The sequence below is a fragment of the Asaia prunellae JCM 25354 genome (genome assembly GCF_000613885.1).
Classification (GTDB): domain Bacteria; phylum Pseudomonadota; class Alphaproteobacteria; order Acetobacterales; family Acetobacteraceae; genus Asaia; species Asaia prunellae.
Genome location: NZ_BAJV01000023.1, coordinates 1 through 18,810 on the forward strand (window position 1 = coordinate 1; position 18,810 = coordinate 18,810).

The window sequence follows — 18,810 nt, forward strand, 5'->3', positions numbered from 1 at the left end:
CCGCCCGATGGTCATCCCTATGGCCTTTGCGAGAAGCGGATCGACGCTTTACATTCACGGGGCATCAAAAACCCGACTGATGGGGCTGGATGGGCAGAAACTTTGTCTGATCGTGACCCATCTGACCGGGATCGTGGTAGCCCGCTCTTCCTTTCACCATTCCGTCAATTACCGCAGTGCTGTCATACATGGTGAAGCCCGCAGGGTGACCGGCGAGGAACATCATTGCGCGCTCGATGCGATTACCAATCATCTTCTGCCCGGTCGAACCAGTGAGTTGCGCGCGATGACAGCGCAGGAGCTCAAGGCGACGGGCGTGATTGCGCTCGAAATCGAGGCCGCCAGTGCCAAGATACGTACGGGGCCGCCCGTTGAGGACCCGGTCGATCTTCCTTCGACGCTCTGGGGCGGCGTCGTGCCTGTCGTGACGGCCTTGGGTACTGGCATTCAGGATGCCCATACTCCGGAAGGCGTGCCTCTGCCGGCGTCGATACGCGCGGCCCAGGCAAAATTCGTTGCCTGAGTTCTGCTCCGGGAGAGAGATATTCAGACGCCGGAAGGGTGGGGTAAATTCAGGGAGGTAATGATCTGGGCAGGACTGGGGAGGGCATTGATGCTTGCAGGGCGAAGACGGTTGGCTTCGATCAGAAGCTGACAGGCCTGGAGCATGTCCGCCCCCAGATCATGATGAAGAATTGCCGTCAGCGTCCCATCTGCAAGAAGTGCCCTGTTATCCCTGTCCAGATCATGACCAATAAAGACTCGCGGTATCCGGTTGCATTTCTCAAGTGCTGCCGCGATTGCCTTGTTGCCTCCTCCGATCGAATAGATGGCCTCGATTCCGGGATGGGCAAGAAGAGCCTGTTCGACAAGGTCATAGGTCCGCCAGTCGAGGCCGTTACCCTCTCCTAGGGAAACAATACCCAGATGAGGTGCATGACAGGCGAGATAATGCCGAAAGCTGTGTTCCCGTTCTTCCTCTCCCTTGAATCGGGCGCTGGACACGACGACGAGTACCGAACTCTCCGCATAAAGCAGACGCGGCATCCATCCTGCAATAAGCCATGCCGCCGTGCTGCCCGCTCCATGGTTATCGAGGCCAATATAGGCCAGACGGTCGCTGCCATGGAGATCGGTCACAAGGGTGATGACAGGAATGCGAGCCCGGGCACAGGCCCGGATTTCCTCGCGAATGGCTGGATGATCCGGGGCCTTTAGAAGGATGCCATTCGAACCGCGTTTGCGGATACGTGCCATAATGGCGGCTGTCTCCCTGCCTGTCGCTGTCTCGCTCAGATGCGCACGTACGCGCAGGGCGATAGGCAGCAATGCGGGCAGTTGGGCTTCAAGTGCCATCCGGACGGCAGAAGAGAAGCGGTTTGGCGCCTCCATCAACAGATCAATGACCATCCGGCTGCCTTGCAGGGAGTTTTCGAGGCTCTGGCGTGAGAGCTCGTCCATGGCCTGATACACGCGTCGTCTTGTGGCGGGACGTACGCCCTCTCGATCATGCAGTACACGGTCCACGGTGGCGAGACCAACACCAGCCTGTCTCGCAATATCCTTGAGGGGATGTTTGTCAGCCATACCTTCTTCCTGAGGTGTTTTTGAGGTGTTTCAGGTCTGTGGAGGGCAATTACAAAACCGTAATCTCATTGTGTCGTCTCTCGAGGGCCGATGGGCAAGGGGCCCGTGGCGGGAAAAGGGGGACAGGACCGGAGTGTAAACAGTGAAGCCCAATACTCTCTCTGAAAAAAAAACGGATCAGAACTGGTATTCGCCAGATTCCGTATCGCTTGAAGATCTGAAAATCCTTACGGGTCAGAAAGTTACTCTGCGTGATTACCCTCTTGCCTCTGATATCGGAGGTGGACAGGTCCCTCTCTATGATTGCGCTGCGTTGCGTCGTCTTTTGGCTCAGCCGGAAGGCAGGTGCCGCATCATGGCCGAATGGGTTTCCGCACTTAAAGACGGGCCGGGTATCATCGTGCTGAAACAGGCTTTCGACGATGTCGAGGCTTTGGATCACGTTACCGTCCAGTTCGAGAAGCTGATTGCCAATGAACGGCGGAATGGCATGGAAACAGGCGATCACTTCGCCAAAAAGGGAGCAAATGACCGCGTCTGGAACGCTCTCGAAAAGCTGTGCCTGCTCGATCCCGAAGGTTTTGTCCGTTATTACGCCAATGACATGATCGCGCTTGTCAGCGAAGCCTGGCTCGGTCCAGCCTATCAGATCACGTCACAGGTCAATGTGGTCAATCCCGGTGGTGAGGCACAATCCGTCCATCGTGATTACCATCTTGGCTTCCAGTCTCCCCAACAGGTGAGTCAATATCCCGCGCATGTTCATGCTCTTTCACCTTTCCTGACCTTGCAGGGAGCGGTGGCGCATTGTGACATGCCGCTCGAAAGCGGACCGACGCTGTATATGCCGTTTACCCAGAAATATGGCCCCGGCTATCTGGCGACGCAGACCCCGGAGGTGAGGGAGTGGTTCAACGAGAATTATCTCCAGCTTCCCTTGCACAAGGGTGATGCTGTTTTTTTCAGCCCGGCATTGTTTCACGCTGCGGGGAGTAACCGTTCCAGAAGCACAAGGCGGATGGCCAATCTCCTTCAGGTGTCGTCCGCATTCGGACGGGCGATGGAGAGTATGGATCGGGCCCGTATGGCCCGTGCTTTGTATCCGGTGCTGCAGGAACACAACCGGGACCAAAGCCTTGCACAGGAGGCAATTGGCCGGGTCATTGCCGCAAGTGCGGAAGGCTATGCCTTTCCGACCAATCTCGATCGCGACCCACCGATTGGTGGGTTGGCACCGCAAAGTCAACAGGCCCTGTTCCGTCAGGCGCTGGAGGAAAACTGGGCAGAGGCGCGTTTCGTCGAAGCGCTTGCAGAACGGGTCAGAAGCACACTGACCTGAAAGACGAAATGAGCAGGCTGGTCGGGGATTTCTCGCTCCTCGGCCGGTTCAGCCTTTCCGCTGGATTTCGGCTGTCTCATATCAGCCGCTATAAAAAACTATCTGACTATTCTGTTGTCTAGAAATTTCTTCTCACAAATTATTCATATTACACATCTGTATAGTCAAAAAAACTGTAAATCATTGCAAATAAATTATAAATCCTGATGAAAACACGGAATCACAAGCGGAAAAGGTTAATAAACCTTATGTGAATTATGTATTTTATGTAATAAACATGGTATAGAAGAAAGATCTGTCGGGTATTCCGGTGGGATTGCTGCCATTGCACAGACTTTCTTAATAGAAAACATTTTTATATCGCAATAATTTTGTAAATATTGCCGGTAATGCCCACAACATGACACGGGCGGCGGCTTCGCTCTGACTGGCAGCTTGTTCGCAGGTTTCCGATAACCAGATACGGAGTAAAATCGTGAAGCGTACGGGTTTTTTCTCGGATGAGACCTGCTTCTGGCATGTCGGACAGCCGCATGTTGGTCCGCTGCCAGTGGGGGGCTGGGTTCAGCCAACGGCGGGCGCCAGTCTGCCAGAATCGCCAGACAGCAAACGGCGCCTGAAAAGTCTGCTTGATGTCTCGGGATTATTGGCAGAACTGGTATGCCACAGTGCTCCGGCCGCGTACGAGGAGGATCTGCTGCGCGTCCATACGCCGGATTATCTGGCCGCTTTCAGCGTCCTGAGCGCTGCCGAGGGTGGTACGATGGGACCGCAGGCCAGTTTCGGCAAAGGCAGTTACGATTATGCACGCAAATCGGCCGGGTTGGTGATGCGTGCTTTGGACATGGTTCTGGTTGGCGAGCTGGACAATGCCTATGCGCTCAGTCGACCGCCCGGGCATCATTGCCTGCCTGACCAGGCGATGGGCTTTTGCTTCCTAGCCAATATCCCTATCGCCATTGAGGCAGCGCGTTTTCGACATGGCATTTCCCGCATTGCCGTCGTGGATTGGGACGTACATCATGGTAACGGGACTGAGGCGATCTTCTATGATCGTGCTGATGTACTGACGATTTCGATCCATCAGGAGAATTGCTTTCCTGCAGGCTTCGGCGGCACGGAACGTCGGGGCGTGGGAGCGGGAACAGGATATAATATCAATATCCCGCTCCTGCCAGGCGGCGGCCATGAGGCGTATGTCGGCGCCATGGAAAAGATCGTGGTGCCAGCTCTGATGGATTATCGTCCGGAGCTGATCATCGTCGCCTGCGGTTTCGATGCCAATGCGTTCGATCCGCTGGCCCGGATGATGCTGGCGTCACCGACATACCGCTATCTCATGTCACGTATTATGGACGTTGCGGAAATCTGCTGTGCCGGCAAGGTCGTCGCCGCGCATGAGGGAGGGTATTCCGAGGCCTATGTACCGTTCTGCGGGCAGGCACTGATCGAGACGATGGCCGACCACAAGACTGCGTCGTGGATGAGATCGAACCCTTTATCGCACTTCAGCAACCTTCCGCCCGCTTCGCGGCCTTTCAGAACATGATTCTGGACGAAATGGCTGCCGGATTCGGTCTGGCCTCGTCATGATGAAACTCTCACCAACCGACGCAGCCCTGTTCGCACGCCGTCAGGCCGTGATGGGAACCGCCTCTCCCTTGTTTTACGACACGCCCCTCCACGCGGTCAGCGCCCAGGGGGTATGGCTGACGGATAGTGCCGGTCGACGCTATCTGGATGCCTATAACAACGTGCCGCATGTCGGACATTGTCACCCGAGGGTGGTGCAGGCGATCACGGACCAGATTGCGCGCCTTAACATCCACACGCGCTATCTTACCGAACCCGTCGTCGCTTATGCTGAAAGGCTTGTGGCAACCGTTGATGCACCGCTGAACGTGGTGCAGTTCTGCTGCACCGGCACCGAAGCAAACGAGCTGGCGTTGCGCATGGCGCGCTTCGGTAGCGGGCAGCACGGCGTTATCGTCAGCGATTTCAGCTATCACGGCAATTCCTCCACGTTGGCAGCACTGACCACCGGCCTGCCTGCTCCCGAAGCCCTTGCGCCGTGGGTCCGTACAATACGCATCCCCGACGTGACAGGGTGTCCTGCCAGTGAGCATACGGCGATTCTGGCTGAAGCCTTGCGGGCTGTGTCCGACGCCGTCGCATCCTTGCAGGAGGCCGGCTACGGCGTCGCGGCACTGCTGCTGGATACCGTCTTTTCGACCGAAGGGTTGAGAGCGGTACCCGAAGGCTATCTGGCTGGTGCAGTGGCGCGGATCCGTGATGCCGGCGGCTTTTTCATAGGAGACGAGGTACAGCCGGGTTTCGGCCGCACAGGCGGTGTAATGTGGGGATACCAGCGTCACGGGATCGTGCCGGATTTCGTGACCTTGGGCAAACCCATGGGCAATGGCCTGCCGGTAGCAGGCGTGATCACGCGGCGTGATCTTCTGGAGTCCTTCGGCAAGGCCGCGCTCTATTTCAACACGTTCGGCGGGAATCCAGTTTCGGCCGTCGCCGGGTTGGCGGTGATGAATGTTCTGCGCGACGAGGACCTTTTGGCTTACGCCCAGCGTCTGGCGCGTGCGTAAAGGACGAACTGGGGACATTGGCGACTAGACATGACGGTATTCAGGATGTTCGCGGCTGCGGTCTGTTTTTTGGCCTCACGTTCGTTCATCCCGGCACGGGAATCCCGGATGCCGCACGGACCCGGCGCGTCGTGAATGCCATGCGTGAGCACGGCGTGCTGATCAGTCGCATTGGTCCGGACGACAATGTGCTGAAGATCCGTCCCCCCATGGTCATTCAGGAGGATGAGGCGGCGCTGCTTATCGCTACGCTCGATACGGTTCTGGCCAAGGTCCCACACCAATGAACGAGGCAATGCTGACCGCCGAGGCGATCACTGTGCTTGGGCAATGGACGGGGGGCTGGCAGGTCGAACGTCTGCTCAAGTATCGGGAGAATGCCGTTTTTGCGGTTTCGGATGCCACGGGGCAGCGCGCAGTGCTCCGCCTGCACCGGCCGGGTTATCACAATGCGGCAGCCCTGCATTCCGAGCTTTTCTGGATGAGCGCGCTTGTCGCGCAGGGCTTTCCAGCGCCCTCTCCGATCCGTGCAGCAAACGGCGCCATGATCGTGGCCTATGGTACGGGCGCCAGCGGATTTGCAGACATGATGAGTTGGGTGCCAGGGCGACCTGTCGTCGAGATCGACGATCTGCCGACGCTAACCCGCATCTATGCGACGTTAGGGGACATGCTCGGACGGATGCACCGCGATGCCGCATACTGGACGCCGCCTGCGGATTTTTTTCGCCCCGCCTGGGACCATGATGCTCTGTTAGGCGAGACGCCCCTCTGGGGTAATTTCCGTGCGTTTCCTGGCCTGCACGGTGCGGGACGCGAAATAGTGCTGCATGCGGCGGAACGAGCCAGTGAGGCGTTGCGGGCCCTGAGTACCGGGCCGGCACATTACGGCCTCATTCATGCCGATGCCCTGGCAGATAATGTGATATTTGACGAGCACGCGGGCGTGACACTGATTGACTTCGATGATTGCGGGCCAGGGTGGTTCCTGTTCGATATTGTAACCTGCCTGTATTTTCATACGCCAGAAGATCGCCTGCCTGTGCTGGAGCGCGCATTCCTGTCCGCTTATCGTCATCATTTTCATTTCGATACGACCGATCGTGATCACCTCCCGCTGTTCATGTTCCTTCGTGCCCTGACCTATGTGGGCTGGGTACAAAGCCGCCCCGAAACCGAGACGGCGAGGGAACTGGGAGATGCTTTCGCGCGAAGGGCGGAGGAACTTGCCCGCGCGTATCTTGTCCATCGCACGGTATGAGGAACGGATAATGCCCTCCAATCCGCCAACATCCTCACATCCTGGCGTCTGGCGTCAGCTTCTGGCGCTCGTAGCCCTGTCCGCCGTGGGATCGGTCATGCCACTGGGGGCGCCTGCCCTGGCGGGAGTACTGGCACGCGGGTTCGCGCTCTCGCCTTCTCAGGTCGGGCTCTATTTTCTGTCGGAACTGGGGGCGACGAGCCTGGTCAGCCTTCCCGCTATTCTTCTTGTGCGTTACGTGCCCTTGCGGCGGGCGATGGCGATGGCCGTCGCTGGCTTCGTTGTTTTCAATCTGCTGTCCTGGTTCGCGGGGTCCTATGCCTGGCTGCTTGCGTTGCGCGTCGGCGCGTCGGCGGCTGGAGGCACCGTGATGATCCTGACCATGACCGGGATCGCCCGCTTGCCACGCCAGGAAGTAGGGTTTGGCGCCTGGGTCGCAGGACAATTGATGCTGAGTGCGCTTGTCATTCTGGCGTTTCCGGTCATAGCCGATCATATCGGGGTTCAGGGGGTTTATGTCTTTGTTGCCCTGTTAATGGCAGGTGCGGCGGTAACCCTTCCATGGCTACCGGCTTCCGTCGCGCCTGGTGCAGCCGAGGTGGGTGTGTCGGTCGACATTCTGGGTACCGGATTGCGCATCGGGGGCGTTCTGCTCTTCTATCTCGCTATCGCTGGCATCTGGACTTTTCTCGAGAAATCGGCGTTGATTCCGGTCTGTTGCGCGCGCGCGTTGATAGTGCCATGGCCACGGCGGCGTTGTTTGGCATCGTTGGCGGCCTGTGTGCCTCTGCCGTGGGCCGTTGGGTTGACCAGCGCGGCCTTGGGCACGCAGCGCTGGCACTGATGGCAGGTTATGGTTTGATCGTTGTCGCGCTGCTCGCGCTGATAGGCGACCTGTCGGGGCTACGCTTTCTGGGGGCGGCCTGCGTTTTCAAATTCGCCTGGACATTCACTGTGCCATTCGTGCTTGCACGTATCGTGCGTCTGGCAAGAGCCATTGAGACGATGGCAGTCGTCAATCTGACCCTCGGCGCGGGCTTTGCACTGGGGCCGGCTGCCGGGGGGTATGTGCTCCAGACCAGCGGCGGAACGACCCCGCTGCTGCTGGGCGCGTGTCTGCTGCTGGCAGGATCGGTCCTGCTGATTCTCGTGCGTCATAGGCCGAGGGGGCTGATCGACAACGTGTCATGACAGAGGTTTGTGCGGCGGATGCTCTTGAACTGAAAGAGGGCCTGATTCTGATCTGTGATCATCCTTGCCGGTAGTGGTGGGCTCTCGATCAGAACAGGTATGTTTCCTACGCTTCATGCGATCACGGCTTTCTCCCATTGGAGCATCGTAATCGCTGCGAGTATGTGAAAACCCCGCCTTTGTGCTTTGGTTAGTTCACATCAGCCAATGTGTCATCATCATCTCCTCGCCGCCAGTATCCGGCCGCACGTATCTGCGCCCTTGGCACAGCCTCCTCATTCACGAGATGATCGCGCAAGGTGCGTACGACGCTGATCTCCGCTGCGATCCAGACATGAAGTTTGTCTGTTGCAGGCAGAACGACATGACGCAGCAGGGCGTGGAGGGTCTCATCACCACCCTTCTGGCACCGATGCACCTCCATCCAGGCATGGCTGAAAAGCGGATAGGATTTCTCGGTTTCCCGCGTGTCGAGAAGCACAACGGCACGGTGATTGGGGGGGAGGGTTTCAAGCGTGCGGGCGATGGCAGGCAAGGCCGTATCATCGCCAATCAGCAAGTGACGGGTCAGCGTATCCGGGACGATATGCGATGCTTTGGGGCCCCATGCCAAGTATCTGGCCTTTTCTGGCCTGAGCCGCCCATCGTGTGGCGGGGCCCTCTTCATGAAGCACGAAATCGATGATCAGCTCACGCTGTTCTTCGTCAAACCGTCTTGGCGTGTAATCACGGGCGATCACACGTGGGTCATGCACGGCACTGCGATCGGCTCCTATTTCGGGCAGGATCAGCTCGTCACTCCCCGGTTGCGGAAAGAACAGCTTGACGTGATCATCAGTACCCGCAGTCACGAAATCATGCAGGTCATCTCCCTTGAAGACGATGCGCTGCATTGTGCTGGAGAGAGGGATGATTTCCGCAACTTCGATACGTCGAAGCCGCAGGGGGTGGCGTATCTTCGCGGGAATATGCTCCGTGCTGGTCATGACTGGTTTTCCCCTGTGATTTCCAGGGCTGCGCGCGTGAGTATGGCCGCTATGCGTCGCGCTTCTGCAGGGCTGCAGCCACGGCGGTCATAGAGGGCTGTCTTGATCTTGTGCCGTGCCTTGTGCAGGCCATCCGCGGCCTCGGGGTCCGCATCATGCAGCCCTGCAAAAGCCTCACGGACCTCGCTCATACGGCTACCGATACGCGCCAGAATATCCAGAATGCGCTCTGCTTCCGCTCTGTTGCCGGACAGCTGGTCGCAGCCTTGTCTGGTGATGGTGTAGAGTTTGCGCGTACCCTCAGGAGTCACCTCAGCTTGTCCGATTTCCTCAAGATAGGTGAGGGCCGGATACACCATGCCGGGGCTGGGTTTATAGAAACCGTTGGAACGCTCTTCGAGCCTGCGGATGATTTCATACCCATGAGCCGGGCTTTCTTCCAGCAGGGCAAGGATAACGAGCTGAAGCTCCTCGGAACTCAGTTTGCGCCCACCCGGAATGTCGTCGCCGCGATGGCGGCCAAAGCGCCCACCGGAGCGATGACCCCCATGAGAACGACGGCCCTCACCGGAACCGGCGCCGTCGTGACGGCTGAATGCATGTCGAAAATGATGACGGAAAAGCATTTATATCTCCTGTTATATCTTAAGAGTGTGTTATATCTTAAGATATAACGCAAGAGTATTCTGCATATGCTTCTTTTTTTCGAAAGGACGTTTCCGCACAGCCCGCTTTGGCCCGTGAAGACCAAAGCAGGAAAAAGGGCTCAGCAGGCCCAGACGGTCTTGATATTCATGAACTCATGCAGGCCGAGTTCAGTCAGTTCGCGGCCATAGCCGCTGGCTTTCACGCCACCGATGGGGAGGGCCGGGTCAGATGCTGTAATCCGGTTGATGAAAACGCCGCCAGTTTCGATTCGCTGGGCGAGGGTCTGAGCGAGAGCGGCATCCTCTGTCCACAGACTGGCACCAAGTCCGTAGGCGCTGTCATTGGCCAGGGAGATGGCGTGCTCGACATCGCGTGCTTCGATAAGGCAGGCAACAGGGCCAAAAAGCTCTTCCTTGAACGCAGTCATATGGCGAGTAATACCTGCAAGAACGGTTGGTTCGTACCAGGCGCCGGGACGATCGACCGCTTTGCCACCCAGCAGCAGCTGGGCGCCTTCGGAGATGCTGCGCCTGACCTGCTCATGCAACCCGTCACGCAGATCGGCGCGTGCCATAGGTCCTATGAATGCATCGTCACTGAGAGGGGCCTGCAGTGTCAGGGAACGCGCCTTTTCAAGGAATTTCTGCGCAAAGGCTTCGGCAATCGGTGCTTCGAGTATGATGCGCTTGGCTGCGATGCAGACCTGACCGCAATTGGCGAAGCGCGCGGCAATAGCCGCATCGACCGCCTTGTCGAGATTGGCCGTGGCGAGAACAATGAACGGATCAGAGCCGCCGAGTTCGAGGAGTGATTTCTTTCCGTTCTGACCGGCGATCCCGGCAAGGATACGCCCGGCTCGCACACTCCCTGTGACAGTCACGCCGGAAATCCGGGAATCGGCAATCACATGGGCGGTCTGTTCCCGGGAGAGGTTGACACTCATGAAAACGTCGTCGAGATCGCATTCGCGGGCGATTTCGTTGAGTAATTCGCCGCAACCCAGTGTATTTTCGGCCGGCTTGACGATGAAGCCATTTCCGCCGACCAGAATTGGCACGGCCGCACGGATGATCTGCCAGTACGGAAAATTCCAGGGCATGACGGCCAGAACGATTCCGGTTGGCGCATAACTCAGATATGCCTTGCCTACAGGCACGGTCATGGGCTTGTCTCGTAGCAATGCCGGAGCATGCTGGCCGTACCAGTCGATGACCGAAGCGCATTTTTCGATCTCGGTGCGCGCCGAGCTGATTGTCTTGCCCATTTCCAGGGTTGCCATGCGCGCCAGTTCATCCTTGCGCTCGCGCAGTCTGGTAGCAAAACGATGCAGCAGATCCAGACGGGCACCCAGGGATTTCGCCCGCCATCCTTCATAGCCTCGCTCAACCTGACGCAGCGTATCGTGCACCGCGCTGTCAGACAGGAAGGGATAATAGTTCAGGGTCTCGCCGTTGGCTGGGTTGACTGTCGAGACGCCGTCATCGGAGTGCGGGCTGGTCATGATTTCTACCTCTGGTTGTTGTTTCAATAACGCCATACCTGTTGCGTCGGATTGTCTGACCGGATCAGTCGGGCCCTTGCTTGGCGGAAGAAGTACCGCCGATAGCCGCCGAGAGTGTTCCGCAAGCAAGGAGCAGATGCTCCCGAACATGACGGAGAAAGCTGTTCTTGGACTATGGTCCGGTTTGGGTCGCAGGAGTAACATCTCCCGGGAGTGATCTGGCTCCTGTTGTGTTGTCTGGCCTCCTGAGAGGAGGCTGACTGTTTCGTTTTCCTCTGACGGTGTAGGATGAAAAAAAACCGGCTTCGCCACAATATTTGGTGACTGCCGGTAAGGTCAGGCGTTGCGTCTGTCATCACAGGACCTGTCATTTCCAGCCCCGCCTTGCGGCGTGCCAGCTCAGGGAGAACACATCTCATGGCTCCAGCAACCGGATCAACCTTCTCCGGCATCGGCGAAATCGCTCCTCTCGCCCTCGACAGCGAGTCCCTGGCGCAGCTTCAGGCGGCTCTTGCCAAGGTTGAACACGGGCGTGGTGTGCTTGTACGTCTGGCTGATCTGATGGGTGGTGCTGTAGGGCAGGCGACACGGCTTGGTATGCAGGGCCTGGGCATGGCGCCCAATATCCAGGCCAAGCTGCAGGGCCTTGCCGAAGCATCCATCACACGGGCTTTCGATGTTGCCATTCTGGGTATGGCGCAGGAATCTGCCGTCAAGGCTCCAAAATGGCGTGATCCGGCAGCTCAGGCGGCCGTTGCCGTATCCGGGGCGCTCGGTGGTTTCGGGGGTGTTGTGGGGTTGATGCCTGATATCGGGTTCACGACTCTCACGATCATGCGTGAAATCGCCAGGATTGCGCGTGAGGAAGGCGAGGATCTGTCTGACGACGATACCAGGCGGGCCTGTCTTGAGGTTTTCGCTCTCAAAGGTTTTCTCGCCGGTCAGTCGGGCGATGAAAGCGAGCTGGGCTTCTTTTCTGCCCGGGCCCTTATGCGTGGCAAACCAATCGTTCTACTCATTGCCGAAGTCGCCTCGCATTATGGTATCGGACTGTCGCGTAAATTCGCCCTGCAGATGGTACCTGTAGCAGGGGCACTCTGTGGTGCTTCCCTGAATGCGGCTTTTCTCTCACATTACCGTGCTGTGGCCCGGGCGCAGTTTACCATCAGACGTCTGGAGCGGCAGCACGGACCGATTGTGCGTGATACGGCACAGCATATGCGTCAGACAGGTAGCGTCGACGCGAGTATCTGATCGCAGATCGCTTACCCTGTTGCCGAGACAGGGAAGGCTCTTTCAATCCGGCTTGCGGGTGTAGAAGATTTCAAAAATACCAACCGGTACAAGCTGGATCGAGAAGATCACTGTCATGACGAAAGCGAGTACCTGATAATGCGGGGCGATAAAGGCCAGCACAGCGCAGAGCGCAATGCCGATCAGATAAACGAAAGTCAAAGGCATGCCGGAATCCCATCACAAGCTGGCAGAAGGATCGGCTATCATAACCAGCTGATAGCCGCCTATCAGAAAGTGTCTGTTGCCGGCGAGTTGCGGCATAATTCCTGTCATGTCTGATCTTTTGACGCCGGAGCACCTGCTGGGTGCCTATCGCATGGGTGTTTTCCCCATGTCAGAAGGAAGAGACGCTAGGGATATTACCTGGCATCGCCCCCTGGAGCGTGGGGTATTGCCCCTGGATTGTCGCTTTCATCTTTCCCGCAGGCTGGCACGAACCGCGCTCCAGGGACGCTTTAGGGTAACCTGTGACAGGTGTTTCGACGAGGTGATAGGCTTGTGTGCCGAAACCTCAGGTCGTGATGAGACTTGGATCAGCCAGCGCCTGCAGGGGCATTACAGCCAGTTGCATCGTCTCGGTCATGCCCATTCGGTAGAGAGCTGGGCGGATGGGACACTGGTTGGCGGGCTTTACGGTGTCAGAATCGGCGGAGCTTTTTTGGCGAGAGCATGTTCTCGCGTTGTACGGATGCCTCCAAGGTGGCGCTTGTCCACCTGGTCGCCGCACTGCGCCGCAATGGCTTTGCATTGCTCGATACGCAGTTCCCCACGGCTCATCTCGAAACCTTTGGCTGTCTCACTGTTCCTGATGAGACTTATCGGTTGATGCTGGACCATGCGGTCGGGATTGGGGCATCGTGGAATGAAGATCTTTCGCTGGACAGTCTCCGGCAGGAGATCATCCGTCTTCGTGAAGGCAGTAATGCCTGGCACGACGTTTAGGAGGGGATAAGATGTCACTATTCCAGGCAAAAGGCGCTGCGGCGTTCTCTCTGGTGGCTGTTATGGCCGGAGGGGCTACGACAGCGCTGGCACAGCAGCATCCAAGACTGTCACCCGCTCGTGATGTGACGGTGGTCTATTCGGTCCAGCCCGAGAAGATGTCCACGCCTACCGAGGCAATCGTTCAGTTCAAGGCTGAAGGGGACAAGCTGCGTATCGATGCCCCTGATCATGCAGGCTCGACCATTCTAGATCGCCCTGCCCAGCGCGTGACGCTGATCATGCACAAGCAGCGTGTCTATACGAGTTTTTCGCCCAATCATGGGCTGCGCAACCCGTTCATGCTGGATATGGCGATGCAGTATGCTCCGGACGGGACAAGCTCCGTTGCCGGGCTGGCCTGTAACAAATGGACGATTACTTCGTCTCACGGCAAAGCTACGGCCTGCGTGACGGAAGATGGCGTGATCCTGAGCGAGGAGGGCGTTGATGCTGATGGTTTGCGTGGCAAGCTCGCAGCGCAGAAAGTGACCTATGGACCGATTGCGGAAGACCAGTTCGTGCCTCCGACTGATTATCAGCAGATAACGGGTCATATGCCGATTCCCCATGGGGGTGGCCCTCTGAGGTCCAGCAATCCGTGATCATTAAAATTCCTGCTGTTTGCGGTCTTGTTCTCGTTTCATTCACATCAGCTATGGCATCGCCCGGTGATGCAGGTCAGGGTCCGGTGACGACACCCTATGTCACGCCACGGGTTGATGTGGATGTGACGTATCAGGCAACCGGGCCTGACGGTCAGGTCTATGCCCAGCGTATGCGGTGGAATGCCGCCCACTGGCAGCAGCGCCTGGATATGCAGAGCACGGGTCTCATCATGCTGACGGATTACCGGGCTCACCGTCTGTCGGTCGTCGATATGCGCGCCCGGACTTATACTGTATCGGGTGCGCCGGATGCGCAGTTTGCCCCGCCCGGCCAGCGCGCTGCTGGACAGTGGATCAGAGGGGCTGAAGACCAGGTGGCCAATCAGCCCTGTACCCACTGGAAATCGACCGATACTGATGGTCGAAATGCCGACTTCTGTTACACTGACAAGGGTGTGCTTCTAGCTGCGACACAGGACGCGGTCCCGCTCGTCCGCGCTACCTCCTACGCTGAAATTCCGCAAGGGCCAGAGATTTTCAGAGAACCGGACGGCTTTCATGAAATCAATGCCGTGAAGCTTGCCCACTGAAGGCAAAGAAACGGGCGACGGGCATGATTGAGCAAATATGTTACAATCTTGCCCGTTTTTCGTCCTGTTCCGTCCCAAAATCGACACCATATCGACGTTATAAGATTGATGTCGGACCTGTTCGATTGTTTGGCCTGGTTCGTCGAGGAGATTTCGTCAATGCGTCGTATCCTGAAAATTGGCCTAGCGGCTTTACCTCTGGCAGGTCTTCTGGGGGGCGCTCCCTTGGCTCATGCACACCCTTATGGTTGGGGTGGCGGTCCCGGCTGGCATGGTGACTGGCGCGGAGATCGTGGCTGGCGACGTGGTGGACGTGGCAGTGCTTTTGTTGGTGGACTGGTCGGTGGGCTTGTGGGTGGCGCCGTAATCGGCGCGATGGCACGGCCTTACGCACCACCGCCGCCTGTTATCTATGCGCCGCCACCGCCACCGCCTGTTGTTTATCAGCCCCCTCCGCGGGTGGTTTACCCGCCACCGGTTGCGGTCTATCCCTCCTATCCTGCTTACCCCCCCTATTGATTACGAGGTTTCGATTTCATCATGGTAGCTATCGGCGATAGGGCGCCTGCCTTTTCTCTTCCTGCATGCGGTGGCCAGACTATTGGCAGCGAGGCTCTGAAGGGGCAGCCCTATCTGGTCTATTTCTATCCCAAGGCTGATACGCCGGGATGTACAACACAGGCCTGTGACCTGCGTGACCAGAAGCAGACCCTGGGTACGCTGGGTCTCAAGGTGATCGGAGTCAGTCCGGATCCTGTCGAAAAGCTCGACCGTTTCGCCAGAAAATATGGCCTTGATTTCATTCTTGCCAGCGACGAGCAGCATGAGCTTGCCGATCAGTACGGCACGTGGGTTGAGAAAACCAATTACGGCAAAACCTATTTCGGCATGGAGCGCAGTTCGTTTCTGGTCGATGCAGATGGTGTGATTCGGGCCATCTGGCGCAAGGTCAAGCCCGCCGAGCACGTCGCGCTGGTGACCGAAGCAGCCTCAGAATTGTAGATTTCCGGAAGCATAGTGCCGCACGATTTTTTTCATCGTGCGTCCTGGCGGGCGTTCCGTCTCGGGGCGCTTGTAGTAGCCATGCCACTGGCAGTCGTGTTTGTGGCGGTTACTGCCCTGTTATGGCGTCTTTCCTGCGGACCACTCGAAGTGACATGGGTGGCCCGTCATTTTACTCCGATTACCATACAGGCTGGTGAACAGTCCGGTCATCCTGCAGGTCGTCTGACCTGGGACAGGGTCTTCCTGAGCTGGAAACCGGGACTGAGGCATGTTCATCCCTTGCTGATGTTTGATGCCCGGGGCCTGCGTATTCTTCGTCGCGACGGCACAGAAGCTGTTACGATGCGCAATGCCCATATGGCCCTGCGGATGGCGCCTCTTCTGCATGGCTCTTTTGAGCCAACATTTCTTGATCTTGATAATGCGCGGGTTGTCCTGCGCCGGAATCCCGACGGCGGAGTCGACCTTGACTGGCCGGGAGCAGTACATCGGGCTTCAGGATCCGGCGGTCTTTCGGTTGCTTTCTTGCATGAAGTGAAGATGCAGGCAGTGACAGTCGTGTTGCGTGATGCTGTATCAGGACATCAGTCAGAAACAGGTGATGTCGGATTGCGTATCGAGCATGCCGACCTTGCTCGCCCGTCGGTTGCCGATATTGCCGAATGGACCGGCAACCTCATGGGCACCGTTGGTCCTGTCCTCAATCCGGTCATGCCTTTCTCGGCGCAGGGCACCAGGAAAAGTGAAGGCATCGTCTGGCATGTTCTGTCCGGCCCGGTAATGCCGGATCTGTTTGCCGGACTATTACCTCATGCTCGCGCATGGCATGTGCCGGTCACGCTCGATACGCGTTTTCTGCTCTTGCCGATGGCGCAGCAGGGCAAGGCTGCTTTCCCTGTTGCTGATGCCGTTATCGGTGTCGCTTTTGGCAAGGGAATGATTGATCAACACGATGATCAGCCACTCTCGGTTGCTGATGGCGGTATTTCGGCTCATCTCGCTTTTCAGGGCCCAAAAGCAGTCATTGATAACGTGCAGGCACGTATCAGCCTGATCGACGACCTGGCACATTCCACAAGTTTTGCAGCCTCCGGCTATCTGACTCTGGATTCCTTGTCTCAGACCAGGCAGATCGATGCAGAAATTTCAGCATCGGCCACGACACTTGACGTGTCCCATATGGCGGCAATCTGGCCTCGGGTTGTCATGAAGGGGGCGCGGCGCTGGGTTACGCGCAATCTGACCAGCGGTACGGGCAGGGGGCTTGCATTCAAAACACGTATCCAGAGCGACTCCGGCTGGGCGAAACTTCATCCGGTACAGACGATAGCAGCATTGCAGGTTGATGACGTTACTGTTCACTGGCTGCGGCCCATACCACCGATGCGTCATGTTTCAGCCCGATTCAGCTTTGCCGGGCCGGATATACTGAAAATCGATTTCTGGGCGGTGTGCAGGCAAGCAGTGATGCCAGAGCTGCTCCTGAGCTGCATCTGGATAACGGGACGATGCTGATCAGTGATCTGCTGGATCACGATCAGATCGGCACGATCACCCTGTCAATATCGGGGGATCTTGCAGCCCATCTGGGCCTGCTTGCGCATCCGAGGCTGCATCTGCTCTCGCGTCATCCCTTGCCCTTCACAAATCCGTCCGGCCCGGTCACTGTCACGGGACAACTCAATCTGCCTCTCTCATCGCATATCGAGAATGATCAGATTCATGTCGCTGCGGAGGCGAGGTTCAGCAATGTGGCGCTGGGGCATGTCGTGCTGGGGCGCGATCTGACCCAGGCCACGGGCATCATGAATGCAACGGAGCGTCATCTGACTCTCTCTGGCCATGGATTGCTGGATAACACCCCGACAACAGCACAGATGGAAGAAAAATTCATCAGTCGGGATGGCGGGGTGCGCGAACGGGTACATGCTGTCTCTGTCATTGATCAGGCAGCTCTGGACCGTCTTCATATTGCTGGCCAAGTCGTATTTCAGGGGGCAGCACAGCTTGTCACGGATTATACGGCGCGATTTGATGGTAACGCCGATCTCCTGCTGAATCTCGATCTTGCCGATGCGGCCCTGACCCTTCCTGCCTGGCAGAAAGCCCAAGGCGACAAGGCCTCGGCCTTGGCTCATCTTGCTCTCACGCGCGGCCAGATCACAGCACTCGACGGAGTTCGGGTAGATGGGCAGGACCTGCATGTCGAAGGTCATGGCCAGATCGATCAGGGAGTGGTGCGTAGTGTGGTGCTGGACCAGTTCAGGATCGGTCGCTCGACCGGCGATGCCGTAATCGAAGTGCCCAGTTCAGACGAGGCGCCGGTCAATGTGCACATACGTGCACAGGATCTCGATCTGGTTCCTTTTCTGCATGGCGATAATATCAGGTCTTCTGATGTGGCGGCAGCTTCATCATCCCAGGATCACGCTGTGCAATCCGCACCTGAAACATGCTGGAATGTCGATCTGGCAACTGATCGCCTGTTCTACAGCAAGACAGGCTTGTTTGGCGGGGTGGTTGCTCATCTCGAGCATCGTAATCACCGTGTTGAAAAAGTAAGCTTTTCAGCAAAGCAGCCGGTTGCGATACAGGCCCGGCTCATCCCGAAACCGACCGGACGTTATCTGCAGCTCGATGTCGATAATCTGGGTTTGCTGCTGAATCGTACCGACATGACCAAACGTCTCGAGGGGGGGAGGGCGAAAGTGACCGGTCGCGTCGGAAATGGCGGCAAAGGCCAGCTGCCACCTTTTGAAGGGGTGATTTCCGTTTCTCCTTTTACCTTCTTGCAACCTCCCGCAGCATTGACAGCAGCTACGCGTCTATCAGTTTTCCACTGGTCGCAGGCCAGCAGCGACCGGTTCGAGGTACAGCATCTGCGTCTGCCTGTGACAGTCGCCAATGATGTCATGACGGTCCATGATGGGCATCTTGGTAATCCGGCCCTTGGGGCCACGCTGGAAGGTAAAATCGATCTGTCACAAGGTCATCTCGACCTGCGGGGAACAGTGGTGCCTGTGTTCGGCCTCAATGCAGCCCCTGGACGCCTGCCCAATATAGGCAAGCTCTTTTCACCTGAAGCGGGAGGTGGTGTGCTGGCGGCCACGTTCAACGTATCGGGAACGGCAGGCAATCCGTCTCTCTCGGTCAATCCTTTTGCCATGTTGTTGCCTGGTGTTATGCGTCAGCTTGCCAAGTAACAGGGCGGAGTCAG

At 57.5% G+C, this 18,810-nt stretch carries 19 protein-coding genes and 2 pseudogenes; 15 read left to right on the forward strand and 6 right to left on the reverse strand.

What is annotated here, in order from left to right; translation table 11 throughout:
- A partial coding sequence (locus JCM25354_RS14730; protein ID WP_025886608.1) for a pyridoxamine 5'-phosphate oxidase family protein occupies window positions 1–523 on the forward strand: 523 nt, incomplete at its 5' end.
- 23 nt (window positions 524–546) lie between these two features.
- Here JCM25354_RS14730 and JCM25354_RS14735 read toward each other — a convergent pair.
- A complete protein-coding gene (locus tag JCM25354_RS14735; RefSeq protein WP_025886609.1) occupies window positions 547–1,587 on the reverse strand; it encodes a LacI family DNA-binding transcriptional regulator in 1,041 nt (346 codons plus the stop codon).
- Window positions 1,588–1,729: 142 nt separating this feature from the next.
- On the opposite strand from JCM25354_RS14735, the gene JCM25354_RS14740 reads away from it, so the two are divergent.
- The 6 genes and pseudogenes from JCM25354_RS14740 (at window position 1,730) to JCM25354_RS20440 (ending at window position 7,978) form a co-directional block, all read left to right on the forward strand.
- Entirely contained in the window at window positions 1,730–2,926 is a 1,197-nt protein-coding gene (locus JCM25354_RS14740; RefSeq protein WP_025886610.1) for a phytanoyl-CoA dioxygenase family protein, read from the forward strand.
- A 475-nt stretch (window positions 2,927–3,401) separates the two neighbouring features.
- On the forward strand, window positions 3,402–4,475 hold the full coding sequence (locus tag JCM25354_RS19395) for a class II histone deacetylase (RefSeq protein ID WP_243444100.1): 1,074 nt from the start codon (window positions 3,402–3,404) through the stop codon (window positions 4,473–4,475).
- Window positions 4,476–4,569: 94 nt separating this feature from the next.
- Window positions 4,570–5,813 (forward strand): annotated as a pseudogene (locus JCM25354_RS19400) (aspartate aminotransferase family protein).
- The gene (locus JCM25354_RS14755) at window positions 5,810–6,787 is read left to right on the forward strand and encodes a phosphotransferase enzyme family protein (RefSeq protein WP_035448041.1); all 978 of its coding nucleotides are present in this window, start codon (window positions 5,810–5,812) and stop codon (window positions 6,785–6,787) included. The pseudogene JCM25354_RS19400 and the gene JCM25354_RS14755 overlap by 4 nt, the downstream one beginning before the upstream one ends.
- Before the next feature lie 10 nt (window positions 6,788–6,797).
- The gene (locus JCM25354_RS19405) at window positions 6,798–7,631 is read left to right on the forward strand and encodes an MFS transporter (RefSeq protein ID WP_051537440.1); all 834 of its coding nucleotides are present in this window, start codon (window positions 6,798–6,800) and stop codon (window positions 7,629–7,631) included.
- Window positions 7,631–7,978, forward strand: coding sequence for a hypothetical protein (locus JCM25354_RS20440; protein WP_051537441.1), 348 nt, complete (start codon window positions 7,631–7,633; stop codon window positions 7,976–7,978). Before JCM25354_RS19405 ends, JCM25354_RS20440 begins: the two co-directional genes overlap by 1 nt.
- Before the next feature lie 190 nt (window positions 7,979–8,168).
- Here JCM25354_RS20440 and JCM25354_RS22815 read toward each other — a convergent pair whose 3' ends face one another.
- The 4 genes from JCM25354_RS22815 to JCM25354_RS14775 form a co-directional block, all read right to left on the reverse strand.
- Window positions 8,169–8,537, reverse strand: coding sequence for a siderophore-interacting protein (locus tag JCM25354_RS22815; RefSeq protein WP_051537442.1), 369 nt, complete (start codon window positions 8,535–8,537; stop codon window positions 8,169–8,171).
- Entirely contained in the window at window positions 8,521–8,964 is a 444-nt protein-coding gene (locus JCM25354_RS22820) for a siderophore-interacting protein (RefSeq protein ID WP_051537443.1), read from the reverse strand. The genes JCM25354_RS22815 and JCM25354_RS22820 overlap by 17 nt, the downstream gene beginning before the upstream one ends.
- Window positions 8,961–9,590 (reverse strand): PadR family transcriptional regulator, encoded by a 630-nt coding sequence (locus JCM25354_RS14770; protein ID WP_025886613.1) that lies wholly within the window; start codon window positions 9,588–9,590, stop codon window positions 8,961–8,963. Before JCM25354_RS14770 ends, JCM25354_RS22820 begins: the two co-directional genes overlap by 4 nt.
- Before the next feature lie 140 nt (window positions 9,591–9,730).
- Window positions 9,731–11,113 (reverse strand): NAD-dependent succinate-semialdehyde dehydrogenase, encoded by a 1,383-nt coding sequence (locus JCM25354_RS14775; protein WP_025886615.1) that lies wholly within the window; start codon window positions 11,111–11,113, stop codon window positions 9,731–9,733.
- A gap of 417 nt (window positions 11,114–11,530) precedes the next feature.
- Between JCM25354_RS14775 and JCM25354_RS14780 the strand changes: the two genes are divergently transcribed.
- Window positions 11,531–12,367, forward strand: coding sequence for an EcsC family protein (locus tag JCM25354_RS14780; protein ID WP_025886616.1), 837 nt, complete (start codon window positions 11,531–11,533; stop codon window positions 12,365–12,367).
- A gap of 42 nt (window positions 12,368–12,409) precedes the next feature.
- Here the strand turns inward: JCM25354_RS14780 and JCM25354_RS21475 are convergent, their stop codons facing one another.
- Window positions 12,410–12,574 carry a hypothetical protein gene (locus JCM25354_RS21475; protein WP_159103516.1) on the reverse strand — a complete coding sequence of 55 codons (165 nt, stop codon included), beginning with the start codon at window positions 12,572–12,574 and terminating at the stop codon, window positions 12,410–12,412.
- 166 nt (window positions 12,575–12,740) lie between these two features.
- On the opposite strand from JCM25354_RS21475, the pseudogene aat reads away from it, so the two are divergent.
- The 7 genes and pseudogenes from aat to JCM25354_RS14825 all read left to right on the forward strand — a co-directional run bounded on the left by aat (window position 12,741) and on the right by JCM25354_RS14825 (window position 18,796).
- Window positions 12,741–13,351, forward strand: a pseudogene (gene aat, locus JCM25354_RS19415) (leucyl/phenylalanyl-tRNA--protein transferase).
- Between the two features lie 11 nt (window positions 13,352–13,362).
- On the forward strand, window positions 13,363–13,995 hold the full coding sequence (locus tag JCM25354_RS14800) for a DUF4412 domain-containing protein (protein WP_025886619.1): 633 nt from the start codon (window positions 13,363–13,365) through the stop codon (window positions 13,993–13,995).
- Window positions 13,992–14,588: a hypothetical protein gene (locus JCM25354_RS14805; RefSeq protein WP_025886621.1), complete on the forward strand. Its 597-nt coding sequence runs from the start codon at window positions 13,992–13,994 to the stop codon at window positions 14,586–14,588. The genes JCM25354_RS14800 and JCM25354_RS14805 overlap by 4 nt, the downstream gene beginning before the upstream one ends.
- A gap of 159 nt (window positions 14,589–14,747) precedes the next feature.
- Window positions 14,748–15,107: a hypothetical protein gene (locus JCM25354_RS14810; protein ID WP_025886622.1), complete on the forward strand. Its 360-nt coding sequence runs from the start codon at window positions 14,748–14,750 to the stop codon at window positions 15,105–15,107.
- Between the two features lie 21 nt (window positions 15,108–15,128).
- A complete protein-coding gene (gene bcp, locus JCM25354_RS14815; RefSeq protein WP_035448043.1) occupies window positions 15,129–15,590 on the forward strand; it encodes a thioredoxin-dependent thiol peroxidase in 462 nt (153 codons plus the stop codon).
- A 15-nt stretch (window positions 15,591–15,605) separates the two neighbouring features.
- Complete coding sequence (locus tag JCM25354_RS14820; RefSeq protein WP_025886624.1) at window positions 15,606–17,108, forward strand: AsmA family protein; 1,503 nt, start codon at window positions 15,606–15,608, stop codon at window positions 17,106–17,108.
- Window positions 17,102–18,796: an AsmA-like C-terminal region-containing protein gene (locus JCM25354_RS14825; RefSeq protein WP_025886625.1), complete on the forward strand. Its 1,695-nt coding sequence runs from the start codon at window positions 17,102–17,104 to the stop codon at window positions 18,794–18,796. Before JCM25354_RS14820 ends, JCM25354_RS14825 begins: the two co-directional genes overlap by 7 nt.
- Window positions 18,797–18,810 lie beyond the last annotated feature (14 nt).

Excerpts from the sequence above, each read along its gene's own strand:
- JCM25354_RS14735 (WP_025886609.1), bottom strand. The coding sequence starts at position 1,587 with ATGGCTGACAAACATCCCCTCAAGGATATTGCGAGACAGGCTGGTGTT.
- JCM25354_RS14755 (WP_035448041.1), top strand. The coding sequence starts at position 5,810 with ATGAACGAGGCAATGCTGACCGCCGAGGCGATCACTGTGCTTGGGCAA.
- JCM25354_RS19405 (WP_051537440.1), top strand. The coding sequence starts at position 6,798 with ATGCCCTCCAATCCGCCAACATCCTCACATCCTGGCGTCTGGCGTCAG.
- JCM25354_RS20440 (WP_051537441.1), top strand. The coding sequence starts at position 7,631 with ATGGCAGGTTATGGTTTGATCGTTGTCGCGCTGCTCGCGCTGATAGGC.
- JCM25354_RS22820 (WP_051537443.1), bottom strand. The coding sequence starts at position 8,964 with ATGACCAGCACGGAGCATATTCCCGCGAAGATACGCCACCCCCTGCGG.
- JCM25354_RS14770 (WP_025886613.1), bottom strand. The coding sequence starts at position 9,590 with ATGCTTTTCCGTCATCATTTTCGACATGCATTCAGCCGTCACGACGGC.
- JCM25354_RS14775 (WP_025886615.1), bottom strand. The coding sequence starts at position 11,113 with ATGACCAGCCCGCACTCCGATGACGGCGTCTCGACAGTCAACCCAGCC.
- JCM25354_RS14780 (WP_025886616.1), top strand. The coding sequence starts at position 11,531 with ATGGCTCCAGCAACCGGATCAACCTTCTCCGGCATCGGCGAAATCGCT.
- JCM25354_RS21475 (WP_159103516.1), bottom strand. The coding sequence starts at position 12,574 with ATGCCTTTGACTTTCGTTTATCTGATCGGCATTGCGCTCTGCGCTGTG.
- JCM25354_RS14800 (WP_025886619.1), top strand. The coding sequence starts at position 13,363 with ATGTCACTATTCCAGGCAAAAGGCGCTGCGGCGTTCTCTCTGGTGGCT.
- JCM25354_RS14810 (WP_025886622.1), top strand. The coding sequence starts at position 14,748 with ATGCGTCGTATCCTGAAAATTGGCCTAGCGGCTTTACCTCTGGCAGGT.
- bcp (WP_035448043.1), top strand. The coding sequence starts at position 15,129 with ATGGTAGCTATCGGCGATAGGGCGCCTGCCTTTTCTCTTCCTGCATGC.
- JCM25354_RS14825 (WP_025886625.1), top strand. The coding sequence starts at position 17,102 with ATGCTGATCAGTGATCTGCTGGATCACGATCAGATCGGCACGATCACC.